Raw genomic sequence first — 12,695 nt, 5'->3', positions numbered from 1 at the left:
AATAACCAAAATACAATCAATATGATAATAGTTTAGAACATTAAAATAATGCCAAGATGCTACCATCCAAATTAATTGGCATGCTTTATATTTAAAGCCAGAAATAATAAAGCGATGGTAGAGCGGTTAGAAGAACAATTACCTCTAACGGTATTCCAAGCCATAAATAATCAAAAAACTTATAGCCTCCTGGCCCCATGATTAAGGTATTATTTTGGTGACTGATAGGCGTCAGGCAGGAACAAGAGGCGCCAATACTAATAGCAATCAAAAACGGATCGGGGCTCATATGCAACAACTCTGCAATATCAGCGCCAATAGGAGCCATAACCACAGCTGTTGCAGCATTATTCATAACATCTGACAAAGTCATCGTTATCATAATCAATAAACCTAATATTACAAGCACGGAGGTTCCCTCTGTAAAAAATAGAAGAGACTGGCCTATCATTCGAGCCGCACCAGTAGTTTTAAGTGCTAGCCCAAGAGGAATTAATGCACCCAGCATCACTATAATGGACCAATCGATACTTTTATATACCTGATGCACAGAAATAATATTAACGCCAATCATAGCCACGACTACTAGGGTAAACGCGACTTGTATAGGCACTATCTGAAACACATTTAGTAAAATTCCTCCAATAAAAAACAGCAAGGGTAGAATCAAGGTGCGCCGGAAGCCAACAGATATGTTTCTCTCTGCCAGAGGCACGAGGCCCAGGTTTGCTAAATTTTCAGGTAACTCCTCTATTACTCCCTGAAGAAGCAAAACATCTCCTGGATTAAAGTTCACATGATGTAGCCGATTTTTTAAGGGTTTCCCAGAGCGAGCTATAGCGATCAGGTTAAGCCCCATTCTGGAGCGAATTCTTAACTGCTGCCAGGAGCGACCATGGACTCTTGACCCTGGGGTCACTACAGCTTCAACCGTATTGTAATTCTGGCCTACCAAACTTGCAGTCGTAAACACTTCGCCAGAAAAAAGTTCAAGTTTTCCTGCCGTAATTAACTTATTCAAATCATCATGAGAGGCTTCTATAATCAATACATCATTCGGCAAGAGTTCTTCGTCTCCAGGAATGGCTATTTTTTTCTTCCGCCCTCTGATAAGACCAATAATTGACAAATCACCTTCAATGAGACTTTCAAGTTCTTGACGGCTCATCCCAACAACTGTTGAACCCTCGGGGATGCGTACTTCGCTAATATAATCATGTAGTTGATAAAGCTCTGTAGGATCATTTGAGGGTTTTCGTCTGGCGGGTACGAGACGCCATCCAATAAAAATAATAAAAACCAAGCCACCAAAAGCAACCGACAGGCCTGTTGGAGTATAGTCAAACATGGAAAAGGGAGCGCCAACAATGGACTCTCTATAAGAAGATATCAGCAAGTTTGGTGGAGTACCTATTTTGGTTGTCATACCGCCTAGCAGAGTTGCAAAAGATAGGGGCATTAAAATTTTTGATGGCGATAATTTGGCGGCGATAGCGCCTTGAATGGCTACTGGCATTAATATAGACAGTGCCCCAACATCATTGACAAAAGCAGATAAACAAGAAGCAATAATGCATATTGCGCCTATCAATAGCATGGGCGATGTTAATAAAGGCTGAATGAAGGAAATGACTTGGTCAACCAGGCCGCTTTGAATGAGTGCGGCTGATATTACCATAACCATTGCAACACTGATTACCGCTGAATTGGAAAATCCTGAAAAGGCTTTTTCCGATGGGATTAGTCCGGTTAATGTTAGTGCCAAAAGGCACATTAGTGCCACCACATCATAACGAAATCGGCCCCAAATGAACATTCCAATGGTAAGGATCAAAATTAAAAATAATAAATTTGCATCATGCATGATTGTCCGTGAACTGATTAATTACTGGATACGATAAATTTACACTGTCATTTTACAGTTAACAAGTTGGCGAGGACGAAAATATTAGGACCACCGTTGATATTACTCAGCAATCTGTGTGGTAAATGAACAAGCAAGTGAGTCATCTTGTTTATTCATTGATTGATTGGCAGATTGATTGGCAAAAAACGGATGAGATATTCGCGGTTGATTGTAATTTATCTCTGGCATGAGGTAGTCTATAAGGTTTCCAATTCACCAATAGAATGATTAATGTCCCAAAAGAGCGTTATACCAGAAATTTTATCTTCAAAAGCCTGGTTTATTGAAAAGCACCTTTCTGACTTGAATCATCCTCTGAAAGACAGTGTGATTAAACTGGTTCTTATTAGTGATTATGCCTGCAGGCAAATTGCATTGTTAACTTCTTTATTAGCAAATGACTCTTGCAGTTCTTTATTGGAAAGAAAAGATTATTTTAATGCGATAAGTAATATAAACCCTGATTTGCCTCAAGATCTCTACCTCCGTGAATTGCGTCATTTTCGGCATACCCATTTTTTGCGCTTACTACTCCTTGAATTAGGGGGGCTGGCGAGTACTGAAGAGGTAATGAGATCCTGGTCTGATTGTGCTGATGCTATTCTTTTACATTCGTTAAGCTATTGTCGTCGCTCCGTTTCTGTTCGTTACGGTATACCTAAAGATGAGCACGGTAAAGAAGTCCCCATGTTTATCCTTGCCATGGGAAAGCTGGGGGGAAGAGAACTAAATTATTCTTCAGATATTGATTTGATTTTTGCTTACAGTATGGCAGGTAATACGGATGGAGAAGTGATTCCCAATCAGCAATATTTCAGCAAGGCAGTACAACAATTGGTGCAGGTATTGCAAGCGGTGACAGCAGATGGTTTTGTATTCAGAGTTGATTTAAGACTGCGACCTAATGGAGATAGTGGCCCTCTGGTCTCCAGTTTGGCTGCTATGGAAACGTATTATCAGGAACAGGGACGCGATTGGGAACGTTATGCAATGGTCAAAGCACGGGTGATTTCTGAAACTGGAGAGGGAACTTTACCCTGGTATGAACGATTGATTATTCCTTTTGTATATCGACGCTATGTTGATTTTAGTGTTATTGAATCGTTGCGTAGCATGAAAGCCATGATAGAACGTGAAGTTCAATTGAATCCACGCTTAAATGATATAAAACGTGGGCAGGGTGGTATCAGGGAAGTAGAATTTATTATTCAAAATGTTCAATTAATTCGTGGTGGTCGATTACCTCAGCTTCGCAAGCAAAGTGCAATGCCAGCCCTTGAGGCCTTAAAACAGGCACAATTGGTACCGCGCGGTGATGCATTAAAGCAAGCCTACCTTTATTTACGAAAGTTAGAAAATGTTTTGCAAAGTCTGAATGATCAACAAACCCATTCCTTGCCCGAAGATGAAATAAAAAAAGCACAAGTTATATTGGCGATGGGCTACTCTGCATGGGAGGATTTTTTAGCTAAATTACATCAATATCAACGTATTATTAGTCATTCCTTTCATTTAGTGTTAGGCAGGGTAGAGGCTTATGAAGATGAAAAACGCCTCTTGGCAAATCAGTTAGCCAGTCTTTGGCAGGGACATGTTGAAGACACTATGGCAATTAATTTGTTGACTAGTTGGGGATTTGAAAACTCACAACATTGTTACCAAATGCTACACGCATTCAGGCATGGTCCTCGTTGCAGACGCTTGTCGCAAGGGGCACGTATCAGACTGGATCGTTTTATGGTGCTGCTGCTAACCGAGTTAACTCATTTTGCCAAGACGGATGAAGTGTTATTACAGGTAATGCATTTACTTGAAAATATTGTAGGCCGTAGTGCCTATCTTGCTTTGTTAACTGAAAATCCTCATGCATTAAAGGAATTATTATTCTGGTTTGCTAATAGTCCATTTATCACCGGATTATTGGTGAATCAACCTTTTTTATTAGAAGTATTACTAGATCAGGAAAAGTACTGGCGTCCCCTTTCCAGATCTCAATTAGAGCAGGTATTAACAGAAAAACGTTCTCATAGTTCCGATGTGGAATTACAAGAAGAAATTCTTCGTCAATTCAAATTAACCCATTGGCTTATGGCTGCTCGTGCAGAGCTTTATGGTTTGTGTCCTGCTGTTCGAATTGGACAGTTTTTATCTGATGTAGCTCATGTGATTGTTAGTCAGGTACTAGACATAGCGAATGAGCAATTGTCTTTACGTAATCACGAAATGGCCCAGATTAAATCTCGTTTTGCCATTATTGCCTATGGAACTTTCGGCAGTCGGGAAATGAATTATGCTTCTGATTTGGATTTGGTTTTTTTACATAGTGTTGAGCCATCGGAGGAAGCATTAGTTACCCGGTTGACTCAAAAAATATTGCATATGTTAACTATTCGTTCACAAACAGGTGTTTTGTATTCAGTGGATACACGCCTTCGGCCGTCTGGTGCTGCTGGTTTACTCGTCAGCCATGTTGATGCATTTGTTGCATATCAAAAAAATCAGGCATGGACATGGGAGCATCAAGCGTTATTAAAGTCCCGCGTTATTATAGGAGATCCCAAGATAAAACAATCATTTTTACGGCTAAAAAAATCAGTCCTGTCCTCAGTAAAAAACCGGGCAACAGTACAAGAAGAGGTGCTGGCAATGAGAGCAAAAATTGATCAGTATCAAGAAACCGATCCCATAAAACATGCTCGGGGTGGTTTGTTGGACCTGGAGTTCTTGGTTCAATTTCTGGTGCTCAATTTAAATCAGCCAGAAATGGCTCGCTATACCCATACTTTGAGCCAGCTGAAGCAGTTATTTTTTGCCCATGTTTTAACTAAGGAGCAGTGGATCACATTAAAGGAAGCTTACCAGCATTATCATTATTTATTACATCAAAAAATACTGCAGTCCAAGTCTATAGACAGTGAGGAAATACAGGCTAAGGTAGCAGAGATATGTGATATCATTTATCAAAGTGAATCACAAGGCCCTCTCAGCATATAAATCATAATCATCACTATTTGTAATGTTTACCTTGACAAAAGATCCTACGGTAATCCCTGGAGTTGGGGGTAGATATACCAAGCCATCAATTTCGGGTGCATCACTTTTACTGCGGGCTATAACCTGATCTTTTGTTATTTCATCAACAAGCACGGTTTGAGTGCTGCCAATTTTGTTTTTTAATTTGTTGCGGCTGATTTCGGCCTGGAGTTGCATAAATAGATGGTAACGCTCTTCTTTTATTTCTTCAGGCACTGGTGATGCCAAATCATTTGCTTTTGCACCTTCAACAGGGGAGTATTTGAAACAGCCTACTCTGTCTAATTGAGCTGCTTCCAAAAAGTCTAAAAGTTCAGAAAAATCGTCCTCCGTTTCTCCTGGAAAACCAACAATAAATGTTGAACGTAAGGTAATATCAGGACAAACTTCTCTCCAGGAAGCAATACGTAGTAAGGTATTCTCACTACTGGCAGGTCTTTTCATTGCCTTTAAAATTCGTGAATTAGCATGTTGCAACGGGATATCCAGATAAGGGAGGATCAGATCATCACGCATTAAAGGGATAATGTCATCAACATGAGGATAAGGGTAAACATAATGCAGACGCACCCAAATACCTAGTTCACCCAATTGTTGGCATAAATCATAAAAACTGGTTTTGATGGTTTTTCCTTGCCACTCAATCTCCTGGTAACGTGTATCGACACCATACGCGCTGGTGTCTTGAGAAATAACCAGTATCTCGTTTACCCCAGCATCCTTTAATTTTCTTGCCTCAGTCAGGACTTGAGCCATAGGATAGCTTTGTAATTTGCCACGCATAGTCGGAATGATGCAAAACGTACACTTTTGATTGCATCCTTCTGATATTTTTAAATAGGCGTAATGCCGTGGAGTCAGCTTTATTCCTTGAGGAGGTATGAGTTGAGTAAACGGATCTGTCGGTGGTGGTAAATGCTGGTGTACCGCATTAATTACGTCTTCATATGCATGAGCCCCGCTAATATGGAGGACATCCGGGCAGGCTTCTTTGATGATATCTGCTTTGGCTCCCAAACAACCGGTTACTATAACGCGACCATTTTCAGCCATGGCTTCTTTAATGGTGTCCAGAGATTCCTTAACGGCACTGTCTATGAATCCACAGGTATTAATCACTACCACACCCGCATCCTGATAACTGGATACTAACTCATAGCCTTGAGCACGAAGTTGCGTAATGATTCTCTCAGAATCAACCAACGCTTTAGGACAACCCAAACTAACAAAACCAACCTTATGATTCATAAAATTCTGTCTGTAAAAAAAGTGAACGAATTATATCGCTTTTTGAGTAGGTTTGTCGACAGAGGCAGCTAAGTTTCAAAGATTATGTATAAAACGTATTTAAAGATGGCAAATAAAGATTTGCTCCTTTATGAAGAGAGAGATAGATTATATCTGGCAAACGAAAAATGACTCGATATGTGAGTCATATTATTCCTGTTTTCTGAACCTGAAAAAGATGGGAGCAAACAAGTCTTGTTTACCGTATAACGACAAGACCATCGTCAATGGTTTTTAGCTTTCTTAAAAGCCATGCCCCTCTTTCTCCAAATTTTCGATGCTTTAATATTGCGCTGGAATATATATATATTTATTTTATTTGGCTTAAAATTTGTAAAAACTTCTCAGCAGAACTTTCTCCCACCAGTTTTAAATTTACCAGTTCGTTGCCTTGCGAATTAAAAAATACAAACGTAGGTGGAGCAATCACCTTATAATGATTCATTATAGACTTATTATCGGTACTGTTAGCAGTAACATCAATTTTGATCACTTTAAAAGACTCTAGAGCGCTCATCACTTGTTTATTTTTAAACGTAGTTGCTTCCATAAATTTACACGAAGCACACCAATCAGCATAAAAATCAAGCATCACAGGTGTTCCTTTTGCCTCACGAATGGCGGCTTTAATACCGCTTAGGGTCTGGATCGGCCTGGCAGAAAAGGCAGGTTGCTTATGGTCTGCTTCTAAATTAGACAGGGGCTGTAAGGGGTTGGCAGACCCCATGCTGACACCTATCAGGATCAATAGTCCGTAACCTAACAAAATAATTCCCACACCTTGAGAGAATTTTTCTCGACTTGTCTGGGAATATGTTAAGGCCCCTGCATAAATACCTGAAAAAATAAACAGGCATGCCCATAAAAACATGATGAGCTGTGGTGGTAAAATTCGCGCCATCAGATAAATGGCTACAGCAAGTAGTAATATTCCAAAGAACCCTTTTACTGCATTCATCCAGCTTCCGGACTCAGGTAACCATTTTCCTGCGGAGGTACCAATAAGAAGCAGGGGGATTCCCATCCCTAAACTTAAGAAAAATAAGGTGAGACTGCCTAAAAGTACGTTTTTGGTTTGTGCTATATAAGTTAAGACCCCAATTAAAGGAGCGGTGACGCAAGGGGATAAGATCAGAGTAGAAAGACAGCCCATTATCGCAGCACCAATATAATGACCACCTCGTTGCGTACGACTTGAGCCAGTAATTTTTGTTTGCCATGAATCAGGTAATTTGAATTCATAAAATCCAAACATCGATAAAGCAAGGAGAATAAAAATGAAACTAAACAGACTAATAGCCCAAGGTGATTGCATGCTTATTTGTAAATTAGCACCAAGTAATGCGACTACTGCCCCAAACAGAGCATAAGTAACGGACATGCTCAGTACATAACTTAATGAAAGGAAAAATGCTTTGCGTGTAGTCACTGTCTTGCCATGACCAACGATGATTCCTGACAGCACAGGGACCATAGGCAAGATGCAAGGGGTAAAGGATAAGAGTATGCCAAAACCAAAAAAAATGAGCAGAATCATTGCCCAGCTATGGGTAGCAAAGACTTGAGAGATCTCGTCAGGCTGGTCTGTTGAATCAGTAGCTGGTTCGGGAGTGATTTTTTCTAAAGTAACTGCTGATAGAGCCAGATTTTCATCTACAGATAGTTTGATTTGTTTTATTTCGGGTGGATAGCAGAATCCATCATCAGCACAGCCTTGATAATGAAGATCGAGCAGTGCCTCTCCAGGCGTGTTTCCTAACACAGCTACCGGAAGAGATAATTGATTGCGATAAACGGTATAGACATGGCCTTTTTTATCAGTTTTATTTAGAGCTTTTGGAAAGCGAAGAGTTCCTAAATGAATGTTACTGTCAGGCTGGGGAATTAATTTGATACGGTCGCTATACAAAAAATAATTTGGTTTTATCTGCCAGTCAATAACAAAAGTATTAGGATCTACTTTTTTCACGTTGACTTGAAATACTTCTGCAGCGGGAAGTGGATCAGCATGAATGATAAAAGCAGTACAGTAAAACAGTAATAAAACGAGACATTTGTTCATTCCGGGCCTTGATGCTGTAGATGTTTAGCCTTTATTGTAGTGCCAGTAACAAGAAAACCAAAATATTTTTTGTTTTACCCTTGAAAGTTATCTTCCTGCCCCCATATGACTTTCATCGGCATTGTTTACTCTGTTAGGCAATGTTCATGATTCAGAGTTTAATTTAATCAGGAGATAAAAGTATGAAAATTCGTCCTTTACACGATCGTGTTGTAGTTCGTCGTATGGAAGAAGAGCGTACCACAGCTGGTGGTATTGTTATTCCAGATAGCGCTGCTGAAAAACCCATGCGTGGTGAAATCATCGCGATTGGCGCTGGCAAAGTACTAGAAAATGGTGATGTTCGTGCCTTGGCGGTTAAATTGGGTGATGTAGTACTGTTTGGCAAGTACTCTGGTACCGAAGTGAAAATTGACGGTAAAGAATTAGTCGTGATGCGTGAAGACGACATCATGGGTGTAATCGAGAAGTAATCTAATCGTTTAAGGAGATAAAGATAATGGCTAAAGAATTACGTTTTGGCGACGAAGCTCGTCTACAAATGCTTGCTGGTGTTAATGCATTAGCTGATGCAGTTCAGGTAACTATGGGCCCACGCGGTCGTAATGTTGTATTAGAAAAATCCTATGGTGCTCCTACTGTAACTAAAGATGGTGTGTCTGTTGCCAAAGAAATTGAGTTTGAGCAACGCTTCATGAACATGGGCGCTCAGATGGTTAAAGAAGTTGCTTCTAAAACTTCTGATACTGCTGGAGATGGTACAACTACAGCTACTGTACTGGCACGTTCCATTCTTGTTGAAGGTAACAAAGCTGTTGCTGCCGGCATGAACCCAATGGATCTGAAACGCGGTATTGATAAAGCAGTTCTAGCAGTAACTAAAGAATTAAAAGCAATGTCCAAGCCTTGTAAAGATACTAAAGCAATTGCTCAAGTAGGTACTATTTCTGCTAACTCAGATGAAGCGATTGGTTCTATTATTGCTGAAGCGATGGAAAAAGTAGGTAAAGAAGGCGTTATTACTGTTGAAGACGGTAATGGTCTGGAAAATGAATTAGCTGTTGTTGAAGGAATGCAGTTTGACCGTGGTTATATCTCTCCTTACTTCATCAACAATCAACAAAACATGACTTGTGAGCTTGAGCAACCTTATATTTTATTGGTTGACAAGAAAATCTCTAGTATTCGTGACATGCTGGGTGTTCTGGAAGGTGTTGCAAAATCCGGTCGTCCATTGTTGATTATTGCAGAAGATGTTGAAGGCGAAGCTTTGGCAACTCTGGTTGTTAACAACATGCGTGGCATAGTCAAAGTATGTGCTGTTAAAGCACCAGGCTTTGGTGATCGTCGTAAAGCAATGTTACAAGATATTGCTATTTTAACTGCTGGCCAAGTGATTTCTGAAGAAATTGGCAAGAGTTTAGAAGCTGCTACTTTAGAAGATCTGGGTACTGCTAAACGTGTTGTTGTTACTAAAGAAAACACTACAGTTATTGATGGTGAAGGCAAAGCTACTGAAATCAACTCTCGCATTACTCAAATTCGTGCTCAGATGGAAGAGACTACTTCTGATTACGATCGGGAGAAATTACAAGAGCGTGTTGCCAAATTAGCTGGTGGCGTTGCAGTCATCAAAGTAGGTGCTGCTACTGAAGTAGAAATGAAAGAGAAAAAAGCTCGTGTAGAAGACGCTCTTCATGCTACTCGTGCTGCGGTTGAAGAAGGTATCGTTGCAGGTGGTGGTGTTGCCCTGATTCGTGCTCAAAAAGCATTGGATGCATTAAAAGGCGATAACGACGACCAAAACATGGGTATCAATATTCTACGTCGTGCTATTGAATCACCAATGCGTCAAATCGTATCTAATGCCGGTTATGAAGCATCTGTAGTAGTGAACAAAGTAGCTGAAAACAAAGGTAACTATGGTTTCAATGCTGCAACTGGTGAATACGGTGATATGGTTGATTTAGGTATTCTGGATCCAACTAAAGTAACTCGTATGGCATTGCAAAATGCAGCTTCTGTAGCTAGCCTAATGTTAACTACTGAATGTATGGTTGCTGATTTACCAAAGAAAGATGACGCTGTTGGCGCTGGTGATATGGGCGGCATGGGCGGAATGATGTAGTCTGCACTGCTATCCTTAAAAAACCCGCCTGATGGCGGGTTTTTTATTTCCAATCTCAATGTCTTCAATCCTGGCCAATTTAAATTTCTACTAATTCGGTTAATCGAATTTTAATATTTTATGTTAAAAAATGTGTCCGGATTAGATGGTGAGTATTGATGCATCATATTCTTATCATTTGCTAAATCTTGACCGATTTTTAATATAGACTCAACGGTAATCTTCTCCGTTTGTAGGTTTTCTTCTTGATGATTTATTTGAAGATAATTTGTCCAAAATGATTTGACTTCAGGGTAGCGATTGAATGCTTCCACAAAATACTCCTTAAAATGCTCTTCTGTACCAAGGACATCACCTGTAAGGTTCTCTTGTTTGCTCCAGTTATACCCTTCTTGAGGGCCTCCTTCAACCAAACCTGCAAAATAGATATCAGCCGCTAATTTAATCGCTTTCGAAGGAGAAATATCATCAAAATTGAGATCCTTAATGATTTCTTTAAGGGCGGCTTCTTTAATCGGGTTGGGAATGAGGTTTTGAACACCTCCATATAAATACTCAATAAATTGCCTTGCTTCCTCAGAATTGACTTTCTGTTCCGGTGGTTCTTGAAAGGGAATATTTGACCTCATTTTTTCAAATTCTTCAGGGTCAATATTGACGTCATATCGTCTATTCAAATGCTCTACATCATTAATTGAGTTATAACAACATGTTAGGTTAGTGGTCATACTGGGAAAAGGGTAATTATCGATTGTAAAAATACCTTGGGTGTCTCTGTAACCCATAGAGTAAGCCCAAGGATCAACGATTATACAATTAGACAGGTCGTACAAATCATCGGTATAATGGTTAATAAGAAGAAACGTATGTGAGCCAAGTTGCGCATCATGACTGACTATTTTTATATCCAGATTTAATTTTTTTTGCTCTGCTTGTGTCAGTAAATGTTCAGCAGCCAACTGGGCGAAGCTATGACATTCCCCCATTTTGGTTTTTCTTACAACTTTGGCCGTGCTTGTAATGAGTTTGCGAGTGTAATTGTCTGATGCGCCAGCCATTCCAATAATTATTTCCCCCGAAAAGGTTTTTTTGGATTGTTCCAGTACCTCATCTTTTACATTCGGTTTAATGCATTGTTCAAAGCGCTTGGCATCTCGACAACCATAATTTTCCAGATGAAGTGATTGCATGGTTTGCGTCAGTTCTGACTCAAATGTTTGCTGAACGTGTTGGCCAAGATGAAGATAGTGTATGACAGGGTCTTTAATAACAAACTCAAGAAGCTGTACGTCATAAGCTGTTACGTGATCATTTTGATTTATAAATTGTTGAGGGGCTCGAAGGAAATCAAAAAGCGCCTGATCATTAGAAAATAACTGCAAAAACCGAGGCATAATCTTGACCAGAGCAGGGTCAAAGTAACCTGTTTTACCTGCAAGTTGAATTAGGGCTCTTGCTTTCTCAGCCATGCTTCGGTGTGTATTTCCCCAAATCCTTAGCACCTTATCTTGTTGAGTTTGGGTTAAAGAAGGGGTGCTTATTAGGCTTAAGGCAAACCGCCCAAGTTTCTCCTCAATTAAAGTCTGACCGTCATAAAATTGTTCCAGCTGCTGTTTTTTACTTTGTTCTCGCCAGCCTAATTTCAGGTCGGTAATTTCTTTGTCGGTATGAAGCAACCAACTGTTTTCTATGACAGTTTCTTTCGATTCCTTGAGCATAGCTTTGATATTTCCATAACTCATAATATTGCTCTATAAACAGTCCACTGTATATTAGATTATAGCAAGCTTTATTGCCTCTTTTATGACAATATGATCTATACCTCTAAGAGGTGAAAGTTGGCTAATGAGTAACTAGCGGATTACATCCCTAAATTATTAGCGTGTCTGCGATGTATGGCACTGTAAACAAAGTTTGAGGGAGTGAAAACGGATTGTTTTGGTTTTTAGGGTATCAACTAAGCAGTCTTCATTAATGATTTAGCGCAAAACCAACATATGTTGTATCTTTAGCCACTCAAAATTAAGAAGAAAAAAATAGACATGATAAGGATATCGCTAAACGAAGAAGAGCGAGCAGCATTAAGCTGATTAAGACTCGAACGAAAATCAAATATTGGTGAACGAGCGCATTATGTATTGTTAGCTGCATCAGGTATGTAAACCCTGAAATATCGTGCCATTTAAATAGGAACATTATAACGATTCGGCTGTGGCTTAATCGTTATATTAAGCAGGTTATATCAGGGTTTACGGAACGCAAGCCCTCCGGTCTTCCGG

General features: G+C 39.8%; 7 protein-coding genes. 3 read left to right on the top strand and 4 right to left on the bottom strand.

Annotated features, from left to right (window positions below; translation table 11 throughout):
* Window positions 1–91: 91 nt before the first annotated feature.
* The gene (locus tag HRS36_RS13955; protein ID WP_173237775.1) at window positions 92–1,864 is read right to left on the bottom strand and encodes an SLC13 family permease; all 1,773 of its coding nucleotides are present in this window, start codon (window positions 1,862–1,864) and stop codon (window positions 92–94) included.
* 273 nt (window positions 1,865–2,137) lie between these two features.
* On the opposite strand from HRS36_RS13955, the gene glnE reads away from it, so the two are divergent.
* Entirely contained in the window at window positions 2,138–4,900 is a 2,763-nt protein-coding gene (gene glnE / locus HRS36_RS13950; RefSeq protein WP_173237774.1) for a bifunctional [glutamate--ammonia ligase]-adenylyl-L-tyrosine phosphorylase/[glutamate--ammonia-ligase] adenylyltransferase, read from the top strand.
* Here glnE and rimO read toward each other — a convergent pair.
* Both rimO and dsbD read right to left on the bottom strand, forming a co-directional pair.
* Complete coding sequence (rimO, locus tag HRS36_RS13945; RefSeq protein WP_173237773.1) at window positions 4,877–6,187, bottom strand: 30S ribosomal protein S12 methylthiotransferase RimO; 1,311 nt, start codon at window positions 6,185–6,187, stop codon at window positions 4,877–4,879. The two genes, glnE and rimO, sit on opposite strands and share 24 nt — an antisense overlap.
* A 349-nt stretch (window positions 6,188–6,536) precedes the next feature.
* Window positions 6,537–8,288 carry a protein-disulfide reductase DsbD gene (dsbD, locus tag HRS36_RS13940; RefSeq protein ID WP_173237772.1) on the bottom strand — a complete coding sequence of 584 codons (1,752 nt, stop codon included), beginning with the start codon at window positions 8,286–8,288 and terminating at the stop codon, window positions 6,537–6,539.
* A 182-nt stretch (window positions 8,289–8,470) separates the two neighbouring features.
* On the opposite strand from dsbD, the gene groES reads away from it, so the two are divergent.
* Both groES and groL read left to right on the top strand, forming a co-directional pair.
* Window positions 8,471–8,761, top strand: a complete 291-nt coding sequence (groES, locus tag HRS36_RS13935) for a co-chaperone GroES (RefSeq protein WP_173237771.1) — start codon at window positions 8,471–8,473, stop codon at window positions 8,759–8,761.
* 23 nt (window positions 8,762–8,784) lie between these two features.
* Window positions 8,785–10,416 (top strand): chaperonin GroEL, encoded by a 1,632-nt coding sequence (gene groL / locus HRS36_RS13930; RefSeq protein WP_197933226.1) that lies wholly within the window; start codon window positions 8,785–8,787, stop codon window positions 10,414–10,416.
* Window positions 10,417–10,526: 110 nt separating this feature from the next.
* Here groL and HRS36_RS13925 read toward each other — a convergent pair whose 3' ends face one another.
* Window positions 10,527–12,158, bottom strand: coding sequence for a hypothetical protein (locus HRS36_RS13925; protein WP_173237769.1), 1,632 nt, complete (start codon window positions 12,156–12,158; stop codon window positions 10,527–10,529).
* Window positions 12,159–12,695 lie beyond the last annotated feature (537 nt).

Source organism: Legionella antarctica, from assembly GCF_011764505.1.
Taxonomy (GTDB): Bacteria; Pseudomonadota; Gammaproteobacteria; order Legionellales; family Legionellaceae; genus Legionella; species Legionella antarctica.
The sequence above is the reverse complement of the archived record's forward strand: the minus strand, read 5'-3'. Positions and strand labels throughout refer to the sequence as shown.

Bases quoted from the DNA above. Each gene is read 5' to 3' on its own strand.
- HRS36_RS13955 (WP_173237775.1), bottom strand. From the start codon at position 1,864: ATGCATGATGCAAATTTATTATTTTTAATTTTGATCCTTACCATTGGA.
- glnE (WP_173237774.1), top strand. From the start codon at position 2,138: ATGTCCCAAAAGAGCGTTATACCAGAAATTTTATCTTCAAAAGCCTGG.
- rimO (WP_173237773.1), bottom strand. From the start codon at position 6,187: ATGAATCATAAGGTTGGTTTTGTTAGTTTGGGTTGTCCTAAAGCGTTG.
- dsbD (WP_173237772.1), bottom strand. From the start codon at position 8,288: ATGAACAAATGTCTCGTTTTATTACTGTTTTACTGTACTGCTTTTATC.
- groES (WP_173237771.1), top strand. From the start codon at position 8,471: ATGAAAATTCGTCCTTTACACGATCGTGTTGTAGTTCGTCGTATGGAA.
- HRS36_RS13925 (WP_173237769.1), bottom strand. From the start codon at position 12,158: ATGAGTTATGGAAATATCAAAGCTATGCTCAAGGAATCGAAAGAAACT.